General features: G+C 33.8%; 21 protein-coding genes. 15 read left to right on the top strand and 6 right to left on the bottom strand.

Features of this window, described 5'->3' with window-relative positions; genetic code table 11:
* Positions 1-65: 65 nt before the first annotated feature.
* Genes ACIGAM_RS14025 through ACIGAM_RS14005 form a run of 5 tightly spaced genes read left to right on the top strand, consistent with a single transcriptional unit; the run spans position 66 to position 7432 of the window.
* Positions 66-3686 (top strand): chemotaxis protein CheB, encoded by a 3621-nt coding sequence (locus ACIGAM_RS14025; RefSeq protein ID WP_396512103.1) that lies wholly within the window; start codon positions 66-68, stop codon positions 3684-3686.
* A gap of 1 nt (position 3687) precedes the next feature.
* Complete coding sequence (locus tag ACIGAM_RS14020) at positions 3688-5901, top strand: ATP-binding protein (RefSeq protein ID WP_396512102.1); 2214 nt, start codon at positions 3688-3690, stop codon at positions 5899-5901.
* A gap of 11 nt (positions 5902-5912) precedes the next feature.
* The gene (locus ACIGAM_RS14015) at positions 5913-6323 is read left to right on the top strand and encodes a response regulator (protein ID WP_396512101.1); all 411 of its coding nucleotides are present in this window, start codon (positions 5913-5915) and stop codon (positions 6321-6323) included.
* 1 nt (position 6324) lies between these two features.
* A complete protein-coding gene (locus tag ACIGAM_RS14010; protein WP_396512099.1) occupies positions 6325-6921 on the top strand; it encodes a response regulator in 597 nt (198 codons plus the stop codon).
* A complete protein-coding gene (locus ACIGAM_RS14005; protein WP_396512097.1) occupies positions 6869-7432 on the top strand; it encodes a biliverdin-producing heme oxygenase in 564 nt (187 codons plus the stop codon). Before ACIGAM_RS14010 ends, ACIGAM_RS14005 begins: the two co-directional genes overlap by 53 nt.
* Here the strand turns inward: ACIGAM_RS14005 and ACIGAM_RS14000 are convergent.
* From ACIGAM_RS14000 to lysA, 5 genes are all read right to left on the bottom strand, one after another.
* On the bottom strand, positions 7429-8619 hold the full coding sequence (locus ACIGAM_RS14000; RefSeq protein WP_396512095.1) for a class I SAM-dependent methyltransferase: 1191 nt from the start codon (positions 8617-8619) through the stop codon (positions 7429-7431). The genes ACIGAM_RS14005 and ACIGAM_RS14000 overlap by 4 nt on opposite strands.
* A 3-nt stretch (positions 8620-8622) precedes the next feature.
* Entirely contained in the window at positions 8623-9717 is a 1095-nt protein-coding gene (locus tag ACIGAM_RS13995) for an AI-2E family transporter (protein ID WP_028374810.1), read from the bottom strand.
* Positions 9717-10229 carry a TrmH family RNA methyltransferase gene (locus ACIGAM_RS13990; RefSeq protein ID WP_396512093.1) on the bottom strand — a complete coding sequence of 171 codons (513 nt, stop codon included), beginning with the start codon at positions 10227-10229 and terminating at the stop codon, positions 9717-9719. Before ACIGAM_RS13990 ends, ACIGAM_RS13995 begins: the two co-directional genes overlap by 1 nt.
* Positions 10219-10866 carry a DUF4159 domain-containing protein gene (locus ACIGAM_RS13985; protein ID WP_396512091.1) on the bottom strand — a complete coding sequence of 216 codons (648 nt, stop codon included), beginning with the start codon at positions 10864-10866 and terminating at the stop codon, positions 10219-10221. Before ACIGAM_RS13985 ends, ACIGAM_RS13990 begins: the two co-directional genes overlap by 11 nt.
* Positions 10867-11377: 511 nt before the next feature.
* Positions 11378-12595, bottom strand: a complete 1218-nt coding sequence (lysA, locus tag ACIGAM_RS13980) for a diaminopimelate decarboxylase (RefSeq protein WP_396512089.1) — start codon at positions 12593-12595, stop codon at positions 11378-11380.
* A 148-nt stretch (positions 12596-12743) separates the two neighbouring features.
* Here lysA and ACIGAM_RS13975 point away from each other — a divergent pair, with 148 nt between their 5' ends.
* The 4 genes from ACIGAM_RS13975 to ACIGAM_RS13960 all read left to right on the top strand — a co-directional run bounded on the left by ACIGAM_RS13975 (position 12744) and on the right by ACIGAM_RS13960 (position 15836).
* Positions 12744-13400 carry an LON peptidase substrate-binding domain-containing protein gene (locus ACIGAM_RS13975; RefSeq protein WP_396512087.1) on the top strand — a complete coding sequence of 219 codons (657 nt, stop codon included), beginning with the start codon at positions 12744-12746 and terminating at the stop codon, positions 13398-13400.
* A 98-nt stretch (positions 13401-13498) separates the two neighbouring features.
* Complete coding sequence (sucC, locus tag ACIGAM_RS13970; RefSeq protein ID WP_396512085.1) at positions 13499-14695, top strand: ADP-forming succinate--CoA ligase subunit beta; 1197 nt, start codon at positions 13499-13501, stop codon at positions 14693-14695.
* 231 nt (positions 14696-14926) lie between these two features.
* A complete protein-coding gene (locus tag ACIGAM_RS13965) occupies positions 14927-15289 on the top strand; it encodes a hypothetical protein (RefSeq protein ID WP_396512083.1) in 363 nt (120 codons plus the stop codon).
* 184 nt (positions 15290-15473) lie between these two features.
* On the top strand, positions 15474-15836 hold the full coding sequence (locus ACIGAM_RS13960; protein ID WP_396512081.1) for a hypothetical protein: 363 nt from the start codon (positions 15474-15476) through the stop codon (positions 15834-15836).
* Positions 15837-15891: 55 nt separating this feature from the next.
* On the opposite strand, the gene ACIGAM_RS13955 is transcribed toward ACIGAM_RS13960, so the two are convergent.
* Positions 15892-16788 carry a site-specific tyrosine recombinase gene (locus ACIGAM_RS13955; protein WP_396512079.1) on the bottom strand — a complete coding sequence of 299 codons (897 nt, stop codon included), beginning with the start codon at positions 16786-16788 and terminating at the stop codon, positions 15892-15894.
* A gap of 108 nt (positions 16789-16896) precedes the next feature.
* Between ACIGAM_RS13955 and ACIGAM_RS13950 the strand changes: the two genes are divergently transcribed.
* From ACIGAM_RS13950 to ACIGAM_RS13925, 6 genes are all read left to right on the top strand, one after another.
* On the top strand, positions 16897-17508 hold the full coding sequence (locus ACIGAM_RS13950) for a porin family protein (protein ID WP_396512077.1): 612 nt from the start codon (positions 16897-16899) through the stop codon (positions 17506-17508).
* A 339-nt stretch (positions 17509-17847) separates the two neighbouring features.
* Positions 17848-18450, top strand: coding sequence for a porin family protein (locus ACIGAM_RS13945; protein ID WP_396512075.1), 603 nt, complete (start codon positions 17848-17850; stop codon positions 18448-18450).
* A gap of 196 nt (positions 18451-18646) precedes the next feature.
* A complete protein-coding gene (locus ACIGAM_RS13940; RefSeq protein WP_396512073.1) occupies positions 18647-19174 on the top strand; it encodes an outer membrane beta-barrel protein in 528 nt (175 codons plus the stop codon).
* Between the two features lie 100 nt (positions 19175-19274).
* Positions 19275-19847: an outer membrane beta-barrel protein gene (locus ACIGAM_RS13935; RefSeq protein WP_396512071.1), complete on the top strand. Its 573-nt coding sequence runs from the start codon at positions 19275-19277 to the stop codon at positions 19845-19847.
* Between the two features lie 51 nt (positions 19848-19898).
* Positions 19899-20324 carry a type II 3-dehydroquinate dehydratase gene (aroQ, locus tag ACIGAM_RS13930; RefSeq protein WP_396512070.1) on the top strand — a complete coding sequence of 142 codons (426 nt, stop codon included), beginning with the start codon at positions 19899-19901 and terminating at the stop codon, positions 20322-20324.
* Between the two features lie 6 nt (positions 20325-20330).
* A complete protein-coding gene (locus tag ACIGAM_RS13925) occupies positions 20331-21056 on the top strand; it encodes a diphthine--ammonia ligase (RefSeq protein WP_396512068.1) in 726 nt (241 codons plus the stop codon).
* Positions 21057-21154 lie beyond the last annotated feature (98 nt).

The following is a 21154-nucleotide window of genomic DNA, read 5'->3' as shown; positions in this document are numbered from 1 at the left end:
CCGAGTATATTATTTTTAATAATAATAGGCTCGTTAGTAGCTCAATTAACCCGCAATTTATTTTTGTGACTACAAATACAACCATCAGAAAAGCAAAACATGTAATTGTTGGAATAGGCGCAAGTGCAGGCGGTCTTCAAGCTCTCAACGAGTTTTTTGATAACGTACCTAATTCATCACTTTACAGTTACATAGTAGTTCAGCATCTTTCTCCAGACCATAAAAGTCTAATGGCAGAGTTGTTGAGTAAAAACACAAAAATTCCCATAAATATCATTGAAGACGGGGGTGAGATTCTGGCTAATTGTATTTATTTAATTCCACCTACAAACAACCTGGTTATTGAGAATAACACTTTTAAGTTATTACCAAAGCCTACAGATAAATCCTTAAATCTACCTATTGACTTATTTTTTGATTCATTAGCAGAGACAGCTGGAGAGCATTGCGCAGCAATTGTACTTAGTGGTACCGGTAGTGATGGTTCTAGAGGCATTCGATCTATAAAAGAGAAGGGTGGTGTTGTAATGGTGCAAGAACCCAGTCAGGCAAAATTTGATGGGATGCCGCGCAATGCTATTAAAACCGGCTTAGCAGATTATGTGGTTCCGGTAGGTCGTATGAGTGATGAGCTTGCTAATTATTTTGAAGCTCAAAGTAACATTGATTTTGATGCAGGTTCGTTTCAATATGATGAGAATTTACTAAAAGATATTCTTGCCATTTTAAAGGTACATACAGATCTTGATTTTAGTTTGTATAAGCGACCTACACTTTTAAGACGTATAGGACGACGTATTCGGGTATTAAAATTAGAGTCACTTGAAGGGTATTTTACATACCTTAAAGAGCATCGTAAAGAAGTAGACATTTTATATAAAGAATTTTTAATAGGTGTCACTAAGTTTTTTAGAGATGAGCGTGTCTGGGAAATTCTTGAAACCGAGGTAATACCAGAAATTGTTTCTGAAAAGCCCGTGGGTGAAGTAATAAAAATTTGGGATGTAGGCTGTAGTACAGGAGAAGAGCCTTTCTCTTTGGGAATTTTATTTTTAGATGAAATTGAAAAACAAGGTAAAAATATAAGTCTCAAAATTTTTGCGACAGACATTTCTAATGATCATCTTGAAATAGCTGGGAAAAGCGAGTATTCTCAAAATGTTTTAGGAGACATTTCTGAAGTGCGTTTAGCAAAATACTTCAACAGAGATAAAGAGACTTACACTGTAAAAGATAAACTTAGAAAATCTATTATTTTTTCTAACCACAATATAACAAACGACCCGCCATTTAAAAATATGGATATGGTCATTTGTCGCAACTTACTAATCTATTTACAAAGTAGTGTACAAGCAAAAGTGATTCATATTTTGCATTACGCACTTAAGGAAAGTGGTATTTTAACTTTAGGCACCAGTGAATCTTTAGGAGAACATGCAGACTCATTTGAAGAAATTAACAGAAAATGGAATGTCTATAGAAATATAGAAACTCCTAATCGCTTGAGAACCGAAGTATTAAGCTCAACTGTAGAGCGCAATGCGTTTAAAAATCAAATATCAGATTTGAAAAATTCAACAACCAAAAAACAGGTAACGACAGAGTTTTTAAGAAATGAGATTAGTACTGCTGTTCTTCAACAGTTTGGGGCTGCCAGTATATATATAGATGCAGATTTCAAAATTATTGAGGCGATGGGTGCATTTAATAAATATGCTCAATTACCTAGTGAAGGATTTACGACAGACTTAATGATTATGATTGCTCCAGAGCTTGCTGTAGCTGTGCGTAATACTGTACGAAAATCAGCACGTAAATTAAAAACTGTTTTTTATCAAGGTGTTGAATTATATGATACTGATAAAAAGATTGACGCTGTTATAGATGTTCTTGTAAAGCCTGTTTACACCGGTAAAAATGATATATATAATTTTATAGTTACGTTTTTAAAACAAGATAATACAAATTTAAAAGGAGTTGTTATTGAGCGTGCAGACATTCACAAAAGCGCGCAGGAACGTATTACAAGTTTAGAAGAAGAGCTTAGAGAAACGCAGCACGAGCTCAGTAATGCCCTGGAAGAAGCAGAGACGAGCAATGAAGAGTTGCAAGCTTCTAATGAAGAATTACTAGCTTCTAATGAAGAATTACAAAGTACAAATGAAGAGTTACAAAGTGTAAATGAAGAATTACACTCTATTAATGCTGAGCACATCGAAAAGATGGAAGATCTGGCGATGCTTAATGCAGATATGGACAATCTACTTGACAGTACGCGTATTGGGACAGTTTTTCTAGATGAGAATCTTATTATCCGAAAATTCACACCCGCTATAAGGGAGCATTTTCATTTAATGAAACATGATATAGGAAGATCTATAGATAATTTTGTTTCAAGCTTTAGCATTTCAAGTGAGCGTACTTTAGTTGAGAATTCTAAAAATGTAATGCGTACAGGAAACGTTTTTGAAAAACGTATTATAAGTAAAACTGGAAGACATTTTATAAAAAGAATTTCTCCTTTTATAAATCATGGGGAGAAGATAGAAGGTGTCGTTATATCATTTATTGATATTACAAAAATTGAAAAATCGCAAGAGCGCCTGCGCAAAAGTGAAGAAAAATTTAAAGCGTTTTATGAGGATGATCCTGTAATGCACGTGAGTTTAAATGCAGATTCTGGTATCATCGTTGAGTGCAATAAACTTTTTATAAAGACATTGGGTTTTGATAAAAAAAGCCAGGTTTTAGGTTCATCAATTTTTGAGTATTATACAAATGAAAGTAAACTGAAAGGTTTGCAACTGCACAAAAAATTGAAGAAGGAAGGTAAAGTGACTACAGAAGAGATGACTCTTGAAAAGTCTACCGGTGAGAAGATAGAAATTCTTTTTAACGCAGATGCTTTGAGCAATTTTGATGAATCTGAAACCCTTTACCGTTGCACATTAATGGAAGTTACTGAGCTGAAACAAATTCAGCAAGAATTGATGCGACAGAAAGAAGATTTAGTACGCACCAATACAGATTTAGAACAGTTTGTCTCTATATGCTCACACGATTTGCAAGAGCCACTTGCGACCATACGTTTTAGCAGTGATTTTATTCTGAAAAAATATAGTGAGAATCTAAATGAAAAAGGAATAGAATATCTGGGCTATATTCATGAAGCTTCAGGTAGAATGGCAGAGCAAATTAAGGCGCTTTTAGAGCATAGTAGAATAGGAGAAGATCTTAAGAAGACTAAAGTTGATGTAAATGAGCTTCTTGAAGTTGTTAAATATGATTTAAATAAGAGTATACGCGAGGCAAGTGCTTCTGTGAGTATTGCCAAAATGCCTAAAGTGATGGCATATGAGACTGAGTTGAGACTTTTATTTCAAAATCTTATAAGCAATGCTTTAAAGTATAGAAAAAAAGATCGAAAGCCCGTAATACGCATATCAACATTTACAGATGAAGAATACCAGACTTTTGCAATATCAGATAATGGTATAGGTATACCTGAAGATGATTTAGAGGGTATTTTTAAAATCTTTGGCCGTGTACCTACCGAAGAAAAATACGATGGTACCGGCGTAGGTCTGGCTCATTGTAAAAAAATTGTAAAACTACACGATGGTCAGATTTGGGTAGATTCACAATTCGGAGAAGGCAGTACATTTTATTTTAAAATTAAGCTTTAGTATGGCAGAAGGCTCTAAAGAATTATATCCTAAAGATTTATCATTAACAAATTGCGATAAAGAGCCAATACATATCATTGGTAAAATACAAGATCATGGGTATCTTCTAGTTTATGATGTAATCACATCTATAATTAGCTACTGTAGTGCCAACGCAGCGCAAATTTTAAACGCACCCGTTACCGAAATTTTAGGGGCTTCAATACACCAGTATTTAGAAGAACCATTTGTATTAGAATTCAAAAAATTAGAGCAGAACATAAAATTTACACCCCAGGTACTTAATATTAATGCTGAAGATTTTTTACTAATTGCATATAAAAATGGCAATTCTGTACTTTTAGAATTTGAGAAATACCTACAACCTTCAGATCCTTTTAGTTATCAAATTCAGCTTTCTAAGATTATAACAAAGTTAAATGATATACAGGAAGAGCAGTATATGTGTGATATTGCTGCAGATCTTATAAAACAATTTTATGCTTACGACAGAGTGATGATCTACCGGTTTGATGAGAACTGGGATGGCATTGTGATATCTGAAGCAAAAGAAGAGAAATTAGAGTCCTGGTTAGGATTGCGTTACCCAGCATCAGATATTCCGGCTCAGGCACGAGAATTATTTTTGAAGCAAGGTGTACGTATTATTTCTGACGTACATAGTGAACCCATTTCAATTTTAGCTTTAGAAGGGGAAGAACGTGAAAATCCTGTAGATCTTACCCTAAGTGAATTAAGAAGTTCGTCTCCCATTCATATTGAATATTTAAAAAATATGAAGGTGGGTGCTACGCTCACTGCAGCTATTGTTTCAAAAGGCAAATTGTGGGGTTTAATCGCGTGCCATCACTATAAACCTAAATTTATTAATTATTACGAGCGTCAATCCTGTAATTTTTTAACTCAGGTTTTTTCAAATCAGCTTATTTTGTCTGCTTCAAATACGCTACTGCAAAAAGTGAACACCTCTGCTGTTTTACGCAATACATTAATTGAGCAAATAACGAGAAATTGGGATATACCGGCAGGTCTAACGCAAGGTAATTTGACAATGTTAGAACTTACAGAAGCGACTGGAGCAGCTTTGTGTTTAGATAATATAGTTTACCGTTTAGGAGATGCTCCTGAGGAAGATGAGATTTTTAACATTATAAATTACATAAGAAGTCAAACTTCTGAAAATACCTATTCTAGCAGTAGATTTTCATTAGATTCAAAGAGTACCCAAGAGCTTGTAAATAAAGCTTCAGGTGTTTTATGTGTGTTTATATCTAAGCTGCAGAATGATTGCCTAATTTGGTTTAAGCCTGAGAAAATTTCTACAGTGACCTGGGGCGGAAATCCGGAAAAAGCGGCAAGCGAAGAGCATAATTTTAAAATTTCACCACGCAAATCGTTTGACAAATGGTCTGTAGAGCAAAAAGGTAATTCAGAACCCTGGCAGGATTATGAGATAGCAGCTGCAAAAACCTTGAGGCAGAATATTTCTGAAATTATTTTAAAACAATATGAAGAGGTAAAAGCACTTAATGGTAAACTCCAAAATGCATATGAAGATTTAGAAACCTTTAGTTACAGCGTAGCCCACGACTTAAGAGCTCCTTTACGTGGTATAGATGGTTTTACGCAAATCTTAAAGGAGGATTATTACGATAAACTTGATGACTTTGGTAAATCTTCGATTGAAACCATCGTAGATTCAGCAAGAAATATGAATCTTCTTATAGACAATATTTTAGAATTTTCTAGAGTTACACAATATCAGCTTAATCGTGAGCCGTTAAACATTAAGGAAATTGCTGAGAGTGTATTAAGTTTCATAAATGTAGCGCAAAATTATCCCAACATACTAATTAAGATAGAGCCTAATATGCCGGTGAGTTTTGGGGATCGTAATATGATTGCACAGCTACTTCAGAATTTATTAACTAATGCTCTTAAGTATACCGAACATTCAGACCAACCGTTTATAGAAATAGGCTCTATAGAAATTGAGAAGAAGCAATTTTATTTTGTAAAAGATAATGGCATAGGCTTTGATCAAAAGCACGAGCAGCGCATATTTAAATTATTTAATCGTCTTGTTGGAGATGAGTATACAGGTTCTGGCATAGGACTTACAATTGTAGAACGTATTATTAAAAAACATTCAGGAATTATCAATGTTAAAAGTGCGGTTAATCGTGGCAGTACTTTTTTCTTTAATTTAGGGTAAAATAAAAAATAGTGTACTCAAAGCATATACTCTCAATTGAAGATAACAAAACAGATATAGCGCTGATGAAGCGTATATTTAATAAGCAGATACCTGAATATGAGATTACACATATTAGTGACGGGGAGGATGCAGTAACGTATTTAGAAAGCGCAGGTTTTAAAAATGCTTTGCCTAAACTGATTCTTTTAGATATGAAAATCCCAAAAATAGATGGGTTAGAAATACTGAGAAGATTTAGATCTAATAAAGAATATATGCATATTCCGGTCGTTATATTGAGTTCTTCAGATTTGCCAAATGACATTAAAGAAGCTTTTGAAATAGGCGCAAATAGCTTTGTAGAAAAACCAAAAAGTTACATTGATTTGTGTAAAACATTGCCGGTTTTAATAGAGTATTGGATTGTTTATAATAAATAATATGATTAAAGAACCTTTGCAGATTTTAATGGTTGAAGACAATCCTAGTGATAGTACTTTAATACGACGCGAAATATCTAAAGTTGCTGAGAATGCAACCATTTCAGTGTGTAACAATTTGAGCGATTTTGAACTTGCTGTTGAAAATTTAAAACCAGACCTTATATTATCTGACTATAATTTGCCTACGTGTACTGGCTTAGAGGTTTTAGAAATGGCGCAGCAACTAGCACCTTCTGTAACTTTTATTTTTATTACCGGTACCATAAACGATGAGGAACTGGCAGCAGATACTATTCTTAATGGCGCATCAGGATATATATTAAAGAAAAACATAAGTACGCTACATAAACGTCTTGAGCCGTATTTAAAAGCGATAAGTAATAACGGGCCTTACATAAATCCCGTACGTCAACGAATTTTAGAAAGCAAAAAGTTAGTTAGCGATATTGAGCTTTTTCTAGAGAATTTTTCTAAAGAAAATATGTCTCATAGAGACGGAATGCACAAAATACAGGAAGACCTTAAACGCCTTAAAATAGGATATGATTCTAAAACAGCTAAAGACAAGAACAGCGACGCTTCACAAAGAAACTGAAGAAGATAATCTTGCAAAATATATACTAGACCATAGCATAACTACTAATCAATATCAAAGCTTACTTGTTCAAAACTTTAAGGCTTATGCTACACTTTCAGAATTGTCTGAAGAATATGCAGAATTGGTTCCTAGTAACTTAAAAAAATTTGCTGACGCACAGAAAACGGAAGCTTTAAAGCGAGATTTGAACCAATTAGATGCCTTAGTGCTTGATAAACTTACTATTAAGATTCCACAAAGTATTAGCTCCTCTTTTATGTTAGGAATGATTTATGTTGCTGAAGGCTCTATGATGGGAGGATTATTAATTAGAAAAAATCTTGAAGCGTGCTCAAATCTAGAGCATATTAAAAAGCATCATTTTTTTGGTAAATCGGCTCCAGATGTTCTTAATCGTTGGAAATCATTTACAGAAGCGGTAGATACACAAAGTTATACTGATGTTGAAATTGATGATGCTGTAGCAGGAGCAAACTTTGCATTTTCAGTATTTAAACAGTCGTACTAATCTTCAATTTTAGAGCACTTTAGCATACACGTTTTATTGTTTAACAGTGTTGTAAAGAATAAATAGGTGTCACCGCCGTCTTTGACTTTAAACTTCGCTCTTAAGGCAGCGCTAGTTTCTTTAAAATTTCGGGTGGTGATGTGTGCTTTTATGTTTTTTATCTGCTTGCTAATTTCTTTTTTTGAATACGGTATTACCGCATCAACTTTAAAAACCCTTCCGGGGAAATCAATCTTATTCTTTGAGGTATATAGATGTGAATTAGGAGCAAGTTTATCAAGGTTGTAATGAGCGCTTACCCAATTAAACGCTCCTAATTTCATTATAGCAGCGTTGGGCTCATATAAGAAAGTTGCAGGCTCTCCAAAGTTTGCAATAGCATCACCTAGGGAATGGGCATTTAAATGAACAGGTTGCGTGTAACTACTTTCAAGATTCACGCAAATGAGCTTTACAGGCTCATTTGTTGTATCCTGTTTTAATACCCATAACAACTCTTTAACTTCATTTTTTAATGCAACAGCGTGCACTTCTGTTACATTTCTAAGTTCTTTTAAACCGGCGCTAATATCAAGTAGTGGGCTCGTTTTAATAAGTATAGTTTTAGATTTTGTAAACAAAAATGGGAGGGCTTCCGGAATATTAGGCTCACAGTCTTTAAGCATAAAAACTTTTCCTTTACTATCACTTCTGCGTGATGGATCTGCATAAATCACATCGTACTGGTCTATTGAATTTTCTAGATATTCAAGACTATTTAGCGTAACTACTTCAACATTAGATATATTGAGTTTGTCATAGTTATGCGCAGCAATTACAGCGAGATCATCATTGAGTTCACAATGTGTAACGTGTGTGAACTGGTTACTTAGGTAGAAGTCATCTATACCAAAACCACCTGTAAGATCTATAAGTTTAGCACCGTTAACTAGAGATGCTTTATACTGTGCTGTAAGTTCTGATGAAGTTTGTTCTAGACTTAATTTTGGTGGAAAATAAATACCTGCTGTTTCAGCCCACGTGGGTAATTTAGTTTGTGCTTTTTGAAGTCCTAAAAGTTGTTGAGCCAGTTCTTGTACGCTAACATCAGGGAAAGGGCTTCCATTAAGAATTAAACGAGATACATCCTCTTTTAAATTAGCTTTAATAAATTCTGAAACATCTGGATCTAAAATGCGTTTATTCAAAAATTAAAGATTTTTAGTAAGCTTTTGAACGATCTTATATTCTGATAAGAATTCCTGTGCAACAACTTTTATAGCCGTATACGTGGGTATTGCTACTACCATTCCTAAAATTCCAAATAACAAGCCGGCTATAATAATAACCAGAAATATTTCTAAAGGATGTGATTTTACGCTGTTACCAAATATAAGCGGTTGATTAATAAAATTATCAATGAGCTGAGCAATACAGTAACCAATAAAGATGTAAATCATTTTAGGCAGGATTACAGTTTCAAAATCTGCTGTAAAATAGCCCGAAATAACCAGTAGCATCATTACACCGCAACCTATAACAGGACCTATGTAAGGAACAACGTTAAGCATAGCGCAAAATAGAGCAATTGCAAATGCATTAGGGATTTGGAAACTAAATAATAGAATAGAATAAATGATAAACAGAATGAGTAATTGCAATAGAATCCCAATAAAATACCGAGAAAGTAAATGCTTTGTTTTATGAAAAACGTGCTTAAATTTATTCTCTTCGCCCTTATTTGCAAATACTAAAAAACTATCTAATAAAAGCCTGCTGTCTTTTAGTAAGAAAAAAGAAATAAATGTCACAGAAAGAAGGCCTACAACCAGAGAGCTGAAGTTACCCAGAATACTGTTTATAAAGGTTGGGATAACAGATATATCAAAGTTCTTTATAAATTCAGACTGCTTAAAACCCTCAATTAAAGTAACTTGATCTACGCCAAGTGAGCGGCTAAATTCTACATTTAGGCGGTTTACGTTATGCTGTACTTCTTCAAAGTTGATTTTGCTTATATGCTCACTTTGATCTATAAGAATGGGGACAAAAATAGCTATAATACCTACGATTATACCCATAACAAATAGTAGGGTAGTAATTGCAGCGCCAATATCATTAAACCTTAATTTGGTTTTTAAAAAAGTTACAATAGGTCTTCCTATTAAAGAAACCACTGCAGCAATTGCAATAAACATAATAACAGCCTGTACCTTATATAAAAACCAGAGAATTAAAATGATACCCCCCACGATACCTAGGGCTCGCAGAATACCATATGCTATTATTTTAGATCTATCTTCCATTAAAGCCTGTTATTTATAAGAGTGTAAGTCGCTATTGCAGCTGCCTGGGCAACATTCATACTACTATTTTTACCATACATAGGTATGTAAATAGATTTATTCAATTTTGTAAGTACAGTAGGAGAAATCCCGTGTCGCTCATTTCCTAAAACTAAAGCAATTTTTTCATCTGCCTGAATATTAAAATCTGCCAAAGATATGCTGTTATTCGTGAGTTCTAAACCTATTAAGATATAGTTTTCACGTTTAAGATTTTTTAAAATCTCATCATAGTCTGAAGTCTGTGTATAAGATACATACATTTCTGTAGACCGTGAAGTTCTTTTAAATCTTGAACTTTCAAAATTGATATTACTGTTACAAAAATAAAGGTGTTTTAGTCCTAAAGCATCTGAAAGTCGCATTAAACTTCCAGCATTTGCCGGACTCGTAATGCCATCACAAAGTATAACCAGATTATGCGCACCAGATTGAAGTTGTGTAGTGTTGTGCGTTAGTTGCTCAGTTTTCAAAGACGTATTTTATGATATTAGCTCCCATTTTTAAGGCTTTCTCGTGCACAGCTACAGGATCATTGTGAACTTCTGGATTTTCCCAGCCATCACCCAGGTCGCTTTCCAAAGTATACAATAGTACAAGTCTACCTTCTCTAAATATCCCCAGAGCTTGTGGTCGCGTACCTTCGTGCTCGTGAATTTTAGGTAAACCTTTATCAAAAGGGTAAGCTGAAGAAAATAAAGGGTGAGAAGCAGGTAATTCAATTAATTCTTCATCAGGATATAAACGTTGTAATTGTGGCCTTAAATATTGATCTATCCCGTAATTGTCATCAATGTGTAAAAAACCGCCACCGTTGAGGTAGTTTCTTAAATTTAATAAAGCTTCATCAGAAAAATATACATTTCCGTGGCCAGTCATATGTACAAAAGGATACTGCATAATCCCGGGATCTGTTGCTTGTATAGTAGCAACCTTAGGATCTAAACGGGTACTTATATTTTGATTACAAAACGAAACGAGATTAGGAACCGAGGTAGGATTAGAATACCAGTCACCACCACCTTCATACTGAAGTACAGCTACTTGTTGAGCACATACAGATGAAAACAGCGAGCAGATAAATATACCTGTGAGTAGTAATCGATTCACGTAAAATTTGTTATTGAATTGAAGTGCAAAATTAACTATTTTCTAGTCAAAAGCCTATAAGATAGGGTGCTCATTACTAAGCGCCCTAAATAATAATTTAGAATAATTTCTTGTCGATAAAAACTACACTACAGAGAATACCGTTAAGTCTAAGTAATTAAAACAACACCCGGTACTCTTTCTAGCTTTTGTGCTTGAAGCTATAGATTTACATCAAAAAGCCAAACTTGTATCCTCTTTTAAATACTGTAAGTAATCCTAATAATTCAAGAACTAGCACAAGTTAAATCGAGATGCACAAAAATTTTGACTAAGACTATTTACACGGCATTTCTAAGAATGCCGTGATAATTAATACACTTTAGGAATATTGAAAACTTTGTAGAGAAAATAATCTGATAAGCGTATTTATAATCATACATTATTAAAAAAACTACTTAGAAGTTCTTAGGAGTTCTCAATATGCGAGTATTTTAAAACGCGCTATTATTTTAGCCTACATCCTAAGCAGTTATGCTTTTTCGGTTTGTTTTAGAGGTATTTGATGTTTTAATAAATCATCAAAAGTCTCGCGTTCTCTTATTAAATGCGCTTCCCCGTCTAAAAACAATACTTCTGCAGGGCGGTATCTAGAATTATAGTTGCTCGCCATGCTATAGCAATAAGCTCCTGCATTACTAAAAGCAAGCATATCACCTTCAGCAATCTCTGGGATTCTTCGGTTAGTTGCAAAAGTATCTGTCTCACAGATATACCCTACAACAGAATAAAAACGCTCACGTCCTAATGGGTTACTTATATTGTGAATTTCATGTTGACTACCATAAAGCATAGGACGTATTAAATGATTAAAACCACTATCTACCTGTGCAAAAACAGTTGAAGTCGTTTGTTTAATAACATTTACGTTTACTAAAAACTTTCCGGCCTCGCTTACCAGAAATTTACCCGGTTCAAAAACTAGCGTTAATGGTTTACCATACGATTTAGCAAAATTGTTAAATCGAGTAGACAGTTTATCGCCTAGTTCTTCTATATCGGTTTCAATATCACCTGTTTTATAAGGCACTTTAAATCCGCTTCCAAAATCTAAAAATTCAAGATTTTTAAAATCTTTTGCGGTGTCAAAAAGAATTTCTGCAGCGTGAAGAAAAACATCAATATCAAGAATATCACTTCCAGTATGCATGTGAATTCCGTTGATATTCATTTTAGTGTTTTCTACAATACGTAATAAATGTGGAATTTGATGTATACTAATACCAAATTTACTATCTATATGTCCTACTGAAATATTAGAGTTTCCGCCGGCCATTACGTGTGGGTTTATACGTATACAAACCGGTGTATTAGGGTGCTTAGTGCCAAACTGTTCTAGGATAGAAAGGTTGTCTATATTAATCTGAACGCCCATTTTATCTACCTCTTCAAGTTCGCTCAAAGAAACACCGTTAGGAGTAAACATAATTTTTGAAGGGTCTACACCTGCAGCAATACCTAAACGCACCTCTTGAATACTCACTGTGTCAAGACCTGCCCCATAACTGTGTATGAGCTGAAGTACAGCTAAATTAGAAAGTGCCTTTACAGCATAATTAATACGCAGTTCCTTAACTTTCTTAAAAGCGCTGGTTAATCTGTTGTATTGAGATTCTATTTTAGCGGCATCATAAACATAAACAGGGCTGCCGTATTCTTTAGCAATTGCTAAAAGATTTTGATTGGTCATAACTATATAGACTTTAAGCGTACAAATCTAATATAGAATATCTACTTAAGCACTTCGCAAGGCTAAAAAATGATAAATCTGTAATAGAAATCCTGAAAATTTATTTTTTGACCTGTATTTGCCTAATTTCACAAGAAAAAAATTAGTTATGAGAACGACTTTAGCAATGTTTCCATTAGAGATGGTTGTTTTCCCGCATGAGCGACTTGCCTTGCATATTTTTGAAGAGCGGTATCAACAACTTATCAATGACTGTGAAGAAAAGGAAATCACCTTTGGGATACCTGCATATATAAATCGCAAGCTGGCTTATGGTACCGAAGTGCGGCTCGAAAAAATTGAAAAAAAATATGCAACCGGAGCGAGTGATGTTATTTGTAGGGGCTTACGTGTTTTTAGCATTGTAAATTTTCAGCCTACACTTAATGATCGATTATATGCTGGTGCAGATGTAATATTTAGAGAAAATCACAAAGATGGTTCAATTAGACAAAAAGAGCATTTTATAAATTTAGTACAGCGTTTGTATAATGTGCTTGAAGTTGATTTCCCAGAAATCCCGTATGAAGAAATTACCAGCTTTAGCTTTGCTCATAAGTTAGGATTGTCTTTAAAACAAGAGCTTCTCGTTTTAAAGATGATGCGCGAGTCTGATCGTTATGTTTATTTAATAGACCATTTAACAGTAACCATACCTATCATCGAAGAGATTAATCGCACCAGACAACTTATAGAACTAAATGGTCATTTTAAAAACTTCAATCCTTTAGATTTTACAGACTATACCTTAGGGGAAATAGATTAGCAAGTAAAGGACGAAATCCCAAGTATTTTACTAGTAGGGTTTGCCTTAAAATACTTATTTTTGCTCTGCAAAATTCAAATACATAGAAACGCCTGATTATGAATCTACACGAATATCAAGGAAAAGAAATATTAAATAGTTTTGGAGTGCGCATACAGCGCGGTAAAGTTGCAAACAGTCCGGCAGAAGCCGTTGAAGCTGCAAAAAAACTTACTGAAGAAACAGGTACTGGATGGCACGTTATTAAAGCTCAGGTACACGCCGGTGGTAGAGGAAAAGGTGGTGGAGTAAAACTTGCTAAGAATTTACAGGAAGTTGAGAAAATAGCAGGAGATATCTTAGGTATGCATCTTGTAACTCCTCAAACATCTGCAGAAGGTAAACTTGTACATCAAATTTTAGTTGCTGAAGATGTGTATTACCCTGGTGATAGCGAGCCGGAAGAATATTATATGTCTGTACTTTTAAATAGAGGTACAGGTAGAAATATGATTATGTATTCTACAGAGGGTGGAATGGATATTGAAGAAGTAGCAGAAAAAACACCACATCTTATATATACTGAAGAAGTAGATCCTGCTGCAGGATTATTACCTTTTCAAGCAAGACGTATTGCATTTAACTTAGGTTTGAGCGGTACAGCATTTAAAGAAATGACAAAATTTGTTACCGCTCTTTATAAAGCGTATTCAGATTCTGACTCTTCTTTATTTGAGATCAACCCGGTTTTAAAAACAAGTGATGATAAGATACTTGCTGTTGATGCTAAAGTTTCTTTAGATGACAACGCATTATACCGTCACAAAGATTACGCTGCAATGCGTGATACCCGTGAAGAAAACCCGGTAGAAGTAGAAGCTAAAGAAGTAGGTCTTAACTATGTAGATCTTGACGGTAACGTAGGATGTATGGTTAATGGTGCAGGTCTTGCAATGGCAACTATGGATTTAATTAAGCAAGCGGGTGGTGAGCCTGCAAATTTTCTTGATGTAGGTGGTACTGCAGATGCAGAACGTGTAGAAACAGCTTTTAAGCTTATACTTAAAGATCCTAACGTAAAAGCAATATTGGTAAATATCTTTGGAGGTATTGTACGTTGCGATCGTGTAGCTCAGGGTATTGTAGATGCTTATAAAAATATGGGGACTATAAATGTGCCTATCATTGTACGTCTGCAAGGAACAAATGCAGATATCGCTAAAGAACTAATAGATAATAGTGGTCTTGATGTTCAAAGTGCAATTCAATTTCAGGAAGCTGCAGATAAAGTTCAAAAAGTACTTGCTGATTTATAATGTAGAAAATAAAATAGAATCTTTTAAAAAAAGGCTTTCCATTTGGAAAGCCTTTTTTTTTTTAAAATTCTGATTTTGAGCATAATACTATTTAGTTAATTGATTTAGCAATAATTTTAAATGACTGATTATCAATCACTAAATACGTTAAGACTATGTTAAAACAGGGTGTGTACTGTAACTCAAATAGGTTTAAGGCGTCTTTTAAGTATCAATCAAAAATCAAACATTATGAATTATTTAAAGACAATCGCATTAGCAGGATTAATTGTATTTAGTAGTGCTTTGCACGCAAATTCTACAGAACCTACAAACCCAGTTAAAAAGATTACTAGTGAAGCTGTAAAAGCCTCAATGAATAAAGAACTGAGTTCTTTATTAACAAGGTCAAACCTGAATTTAATTCAGACAGTTACTACAACTGTTTCTTTCACAATAAATAATGAGGGTGAGGTAGTTGTACTTAATGTGGAAACAGAAAATTCACAAGTAGAACAGTTTATTCAGAATAGACTTAATTACAAAAAAATCAAAGCAAATGCTTTAAAGGGACAAACCTATTATCTACCGGTGGTTTTGGAAGGTAGTTTATAAACAAAAATTTTGTTTAGTTAGGGGAAAGAGCTCGGCTGTTAAGTCGGGCTTTTTCTTTGCATAAAATTGTAAAAATTTAGATTTCAATAAGTTATAAAGTTAAAATAATGTTAACGATTATTTTAAACTGTAACTGTAGTATTTTCTGATTGTCTTTATAATATCAATCAAAAAATCAAATATTATGAAATCAATCAAAATTTTTATGCTTGCAATTGCAATCATTAGCGGAAGTGTTCTAAGCGCAAACACAGTAGATCCTACTAAGCCGGTAGGTAAAACTACCAGTAAAGAAGCAAAAGCTTCTATGAATAAACAATTAGTAAGTTTACTAAGTACTTCTACATTTAAAGTTAGTGAAGAGACCGTAATTCAAATTTCGTTTACCGTTAATAAAGAGAACGAGATTGTAGTTTTAAATGTATCTACAGATGATTTGGTTATTAGAAATTCAATTCAAAATAGTCTTAATTACAAGAAACTTTCTGCTAAGGTCATAAAGGGGCAAACTTATTTTCTGCCTATACGACTGGTAGTTGATAATTAGCTAGACCTATACTTAGAGAATTAAAAACCGACTTAACTGTCGGTTTTCTTATGAATTATTTTCTAGGGTGGTATTCATTCATTACCTGCGCAAGATGAGTACGATCTATGTGCATATAAATTTCAGTAGTTGTAATACTTTCATGACCCAGCATCAACTGTATAGCGCGTAAATCTGCGCCATTTTGTAATAAATGGGTTGCAAAAGAATGTCTAAAGGTATGCGGACTAATAGTCTTTTGAATACCTGCTATTTTAGTGTGTTGCTTTACGATTGTAAAAATCATAGCACGTGTAAGTTGGGCGCCTCTTCTGTTGAGAAAGAGTATGTTTTTAAATTCTGGTTTGGGATTTTCGTGAATACGTATTTGATCTTTATATATGTTTATATAGCGCATTGTAATAGGGGCAATAGGTACAAAACGTTGCTTATCTCCTTTACCGGTGACAAGAATATAACCCTCATCAAAAAACAAGTCAGATAACTTGAGATTTAATAATTCAGAAACGCGTAAACCGCAACCATAAAGTGTTTCTAAAATAGCTCTATTGCGTTCTCCCTGCGGAAGACTTAGGTCTACAGCATCAATAATACTATTTACTTCGTCTTCAGAAAGTGTATCGGGTAGTTTACGGCCTATTTTAGGAGATTCAATAAGATCTGTAGGATTGTCTTTTCGATAATCTTCAAAAACCAGATAATCAAAATAACCCTTTAATCCTGATATTAACCGCGACTGTGAAGCCGGGTTGAGGTCTTTTGCCACACTATATATAAACTCTTGTAAATGTTCTTTATTTAAGCTTAGTGGTGTAGTTTCGGTATCAGAGAGTGTTAACCAGTTAATTAGTTTTTGAATATCAAAGGCATAATTGACAATAGAGTTTTCAGAAAGACCGCGCTCTAGCTTTAGGTATACTTTATAATCTGTTAAGGATTTTTGCCAATTCATTAATTCTGATATACTATTTGGGATTTCTTTAGATAATATTTAATTGTCTGTTAAGAATCTTCATTGTTTAGACCTAGTAGATTTGTCCCAAATTTAAAACTTATCATTATGAAAAAAATATTTATTGCAGCAATAGTATTAGTAGCAGGCTCTACATCGGTTATGGCTCAAAGTAACCTTGCATTTGGTGTTAAAGGAGGTGTAAACTTCTCAAACTTTACTGGTGACGGTAGCGATGGTTTTGATGACGATAGTGCCAGAACATCGTTTAATTTAGGTGCTGTTCTTGAAATTCCTGTAACTGAAAAATTTGCAGTGCAGCCAGAGGTTGTGTATTCGGGTCAGGGTTTTGATTTGGTTCAACGAGATAATGATCAGGATACAGAATTTCAGTTAAACTATATTAATGTACCTGTTTTAGCTAAGCTTTATTTAGTGCAGGGATTGTATGTTGAAGCAGGACCACAAATAGGATTTTTAGTAGATAGTAAGCTTGACGGCCCTAATGGAAGTATAGATATCGACGAAGATAACTTTAATGATATTGATTTTGCAGGAGCAGTAGGAGTAGGGTATAAGTTTGACGGAGGTTTATTTTTAAACGCTCGTTACACTCAAGGTTTCTCTGATGTGTATGACAATGGGAACAATGTTGATACTGACTTTCTAGATGCTAAGAATGGTGTATTTTCTGCATCACTTGGTTTTAGCTTTAATTAAAAGGTTAAAATATAGAAAATTTAAAGCTCCGCATTGCGGGGCTTTTTTTATGCAGTAGGCTTTTTAAATTTATTTTCATTAACATGTTTTAACATTTAAAATAAATCTGATATAAAGTGCAATAAATTGCAAAATTAACTCAATCAGTATTTTGTGTGGTTATTAAAAGCGCTTAGTGTAGTCTAAAAATTCCTAAATAGCAGTAGTTCAAAACATTCAGCTTTTAAGTGTAAAGGTGTTGCCAATTGGCAATTATTTAGATAAAATTAGAGAAGTCTTAGCATTCGTTAGCCCTTGTAGAATATAGCTTTGCAGCGAAATATAAACAACAAACAATTTATGAAAAAGCTAATTTTAATCGCAAGTATTATCGCTTTAGGAACAACCGCAGCTAAAGCTCAGGAATCTTTTCAATTTGGTGTAAAAGGTGGAGTTAACTTTGCAAATATTGCAGGTGACGATTCTAACGATCCAGATTCAAGAACGGCATTTTATGCAGGTCTAGTAGCTGAATTACCTATCTCTGAAAAATTCTCTATTCAGCCAGAGGTTATCTATTCTGCACAAGGAGCAACTATTGCTACTATAGATCAGGATAATATTTTTGATGTTGATGATAACACAGAATATCAATTAGATTACATTCAGGTACCATTAATGGCTAAAATTTACTTAGTAGATGGTTTAAGCCTACAGGCAGGACCTTCTTTTAACTTTTTAGTTAATGAAGAGATTGATTTTGAGCCAACTAATAATGGTGGTGATGTAAACATCGTAGATGGTGCAAATGATTTTGAATTTGGTACTGCAGCAGGTTTAGAATATAAATTTGACAGCGGTTTATTTATTCAAGGTCGTTACACAAGAGGTTTTACAAAAATCTATGATGACGTAAATGCATACAACTATGCAATACAGGCAGGCGTAGGTTTTGTATTCTAAAAAACGCTTAAACTAACCAACTATTTAAAAGCTCCACTTGTGTGGGGCTTTTTTTATTATTTAGATTAATAATTTATTGTAAATATAAAACTCTGATTATTAATATTTTAATAATTTATTTGTGCTAAATATAATTGAGGTTTAACTATTATATTAGTTGAAGTTTTATTTTAGCAGAAACAAATAAACTTTTTTAATGAAAAAAATTACATTTATTCTATTGTTTGCCTTATCGGCATTATCAGTATCTGCGCAAGAAACTAAATTTGGTTTTACAGGAGGTTTCTTAAACGCGGAAGTTAAAATTAGCGCAGACAATCAAGGGTCGATTTCAGAATCGGACTCCGGGTTTTATGTAGGAGCACTTGCAGACATTGACCTTAATGGTTCACTTCATTTACAACCAGAAGTATTATATGGAAATATTAACGATGCTAGCGTCTTATTTATTCCTGTTTTATTAAAATATTATATCTCAGAATCTAACTTTAATATTATGGCAGGACCTCAGGCTACTATAGACCTAGAAGAGGGAGGTGAGGGATATAATGAATTAGGAATTGATGCCAGTTTTGGTATAGGTTATGACATTACTGATAACTTTTTCATTGACGCGAGATATAGTCTTGAATTAACCAATCGTATTGGCGATGTGCAAGGAATACCTAAAGATTTTAAAGGAAAAATAAACTCGCTTCAAATAGGAGTAGGTTACAGATTTTAAAATAATAATCTTTAGTTACTTAAATGAAAAAGCCCTGCAATGCGGGGCTTTTGTTTTTAGAAAATATTTATATTCGTTCAAAATTTTAGAACTAATTATTTTGGAAAAAACTACTTTATGTATTCTTACTATGCTTTTAAGCTACATGGTAAACGCTCAAGAATTCAAGTTTGATATTAACGCAGGGTATTTGTTGAGCACTAGTAAACTAACAGCAGACTTAACCATGATTGATTCATTTAATGATTTTGATCCTGTTATAAGTAGTGCTTATTTAGAAGAAACTAATGCTGAAAGTGGTTTTTTTGTAGGTCTAGGCGTTCAATATCGTTTTACAGAAACCTTAGGCTTGAGTGGTCATATCAACTATGCCAATTATAATGAAGCTGATTTTTTGCAGATACCCTTTTTGTTGAATTATTATGTGGGTGTTGGAGGTTTAAATATTCAGGTAGGACCTCAGTTTACCTATATCTTAGAAAACTTGGGTACATTTGAAGATGACATCAATAAGTTAAATATAGGAGCTGGTGCAGGATTAGGATATGATTTTACTGAAAATCTATTTTTAGAAGCACGCTATATCTTTCAATTGAATGATTATTTTAAAATTGATAATGCACCCAAAATAAAAACCAATTACTTGAATTTAGGATTAGGTTATCGGTTTTAGTATTCTTTGAATTTGAAGGAAACGGCTATATTTGAATCACAAATAAAATCAATGGCAAAAGAACTCAAAATACTCATCATAAACGGTCCCAATCTTAATCTTTTAGGCAAACGCGAACCTGATGTTTATGGGAATCAATCGTTTGGAGATTATTTTTCTACGCTTCAGTTTCAGTTTAAAGAAACTGAGCTTTCTTATTTTCAATCAAATAGTGAAGGAGATTTAATTTCAAAAATTCAGGAGGCAGATGGTGTTTTTGATGGTATTGTTTTAAACGCAGCAGCATATACGCATACTTCGGTAGGTATAGGTGATGCAATTGCGGCAGTTTCTGTACCGGTTATCGAGGTGCATATTTCTAATACGTTTGCACGTGAATCTTTTCGCCATCATTCATACATTTCAAAAAATGCCGCAGGAATTATCGTAGGTTTTGGTCTCAAAAGTTACGAGTTGGCAATTAAATCATTTTTATAATTCAATTTGAAACAGGCCTATTTTAATTGGAGTAGTGGTAAAGATTCCGCCTTTGCGCTTTACAATATGCTGGAGCAGCAAGAATATAAAATCACGAAGTTAGTTACAACAGTAAACTCTGATGTTGATAGGGTTTCTATGCACGGTTTGCGAGAAGTTCTTTTAGATTTGCAGGCTGAAAGTCTTGGGTTACCATTAGAGAAGATTCTTCTTTCGGGCAATGTGAGTATGTCTGAATATTCTAAAATTTTAGGGGATGCTGCTGAAGTTTTAAAAGCAGCAGGAAATACGCATAGTATTTTTGGAGATATTTTTCTTGAAGATTTAAAAGCCTATCGCGAGGAGCAACTTCAGAAAGCGGGTTTAAAAGCTGTTTTTCCGCTTTGGAAACAAAATACAACAGAACTCATACACAATTTTATAGATCTGAGTTTTAAAGCCATTACGGTTTGTGTAAATGCTAATCTTCTCAATGAGTCGTTTGTAGGGCGCGTGATTGATAAACAATTTATTAAAGACTTACCAGCAGGAGTTGATCCTTGTGGAGAGAATGGCGAGTTTCACACCTTTGTCTATGATGGGCCTATTTTTAAGAGCCCTATTAATTTTAGCATAGGTGAAAAAGTGTTACGTGGCTATGAACCTTTAGAAAGTGATGATGATAATTGCTTTTCTGATGATCAAAAACACTGGGATACTAAGTTTTGGTTTTGTGATTTAATACCGGTTTAGTATCTAAGAACTTGTTTGATCACATTTCGATAAGCTCAATTTGACACTAAATCTAAAGTAAATAAAAAATCCTGTAACTCTTAGTTGAGTCACAGGAT

Source organism: Leeuwenhoekiella sp. NPDC079379, from assembly GCF_044542075.1.
Lineage (GTDB): Bacteria > Bacteroidota > Bacteroidia > Flavobacteriales > Flavobacteriaceae > Leeuwenhoekiella.
The sequence above is the reverse complement of the archived record's forward strand: the minus strand, read 5'-3'. Positions and strand labels throughout refer to the sequence as shown.

What these genes read in the sequence shown, in the direction of transcription:
- ACIGAM_RS14020 (WP_396512102.1), top strand. Translation starts at nt 3,688, where the DNA reads ATGGCAGAAGGCTCTAAAGAATTATATCCTAAAGATTTATCATTAACA.
- ACIGAM_RS14010 (WP_396512099.1), top strand. Translation starts at nt 6,325, where the DNA reads ATGATTAAAGAACCTTTGCAGATTTTAATGGTTGAAGACAATCCTAGT.
- ACIGAM_RS14005 (WP_396512097.1), top strand. Translation starts at nt 6,869, where the DNA reads ATGATTCTAAAACAGCTAAAGACAAGAACAGCGACGCTTCACAAAGAA.
- ACIGAM_RS13995 (WP_028374810.1), bottom strand. Translation starts at nt 9,717, where the DNA reads ATGGAAGATAGATCTAAAATAATAGCATATGGTATTCTGCGAGCCCTA.
- lysA (WP_396512089.1), bottom strand. Translation starts at nt 12,595, where the DNA reads ATGACCAATCAAAATCTTTTAGCAATTGCTAAAGAATACGGCAGCCCT.
- ACIGAM_RS13975 (WP_396512087.1), top strand. Translation starts at nt 12,744, where the DNA reads ATGAGAACGACTTTAGCAATGTTTCCATTAGAGATGGTTGTTTTCCCG.
- sucC (WP_396512085.1), top strand. Translation starts at nt 13,499, where the DNA reads ATGAATCTACACGAATATCAAGGAAAAGAAATATTAAATAGTTTTGGA.
- ACIGAM_RS13965 (WP_396512083.1), top strand. Translation starts at nt 14,927, where the DNA reads ATGAATTATTTAAAGACAATCGCATTAGCAGGATTAATTGTATTTAGT.
- ACIGAM_RS13960 (WP_396512081.1), top strand. Translation starts at nt 15,474, where the DNA reads ATGAAATCAATCAAAATTTTTATGCTTGCAATTGCAATCATTAGCGGA.
- ACIGAM_RS13955 (WP_396512079.1), bottom strand. Translation starts at nt 16,788, where the DNA reads ATGAATTGGCAAAAATCCTTAACAGATTATAAAGTATACCTAAAGCTA.
- ACIGAM_RS13950 (WP_396512077.1), top strand. Translation starts at nt 16,897, where the DNA reads ATGAAAAAAATATTTATTGCAGCAATAGTATTAGTAGCAGGCTCTACA.
- ACIGAM_RS13945 (WP_396512075.1), top strand. Translation starts at nt 17,848, where the DNA reads ATGAAAAAGCTAATTTTAATCGCAAGTATTATCGCTTTAGGAACAACC.
- ACIGAM_RS13940 (WP_396512073.1), top strand. Translation starts at nt 18,647, where the DNA reads ATGAAAAAAATTACATTTATTCTATTGTTTGCCTTATCGGCATTATCA.
- aroQ (WP_396512070.1), top strand. Translation starts at nt 19,899, where the DNA reads ATGGCAAAAGAACTCAAAATACTCATCATAAACGGTCCCAATCTTAAT.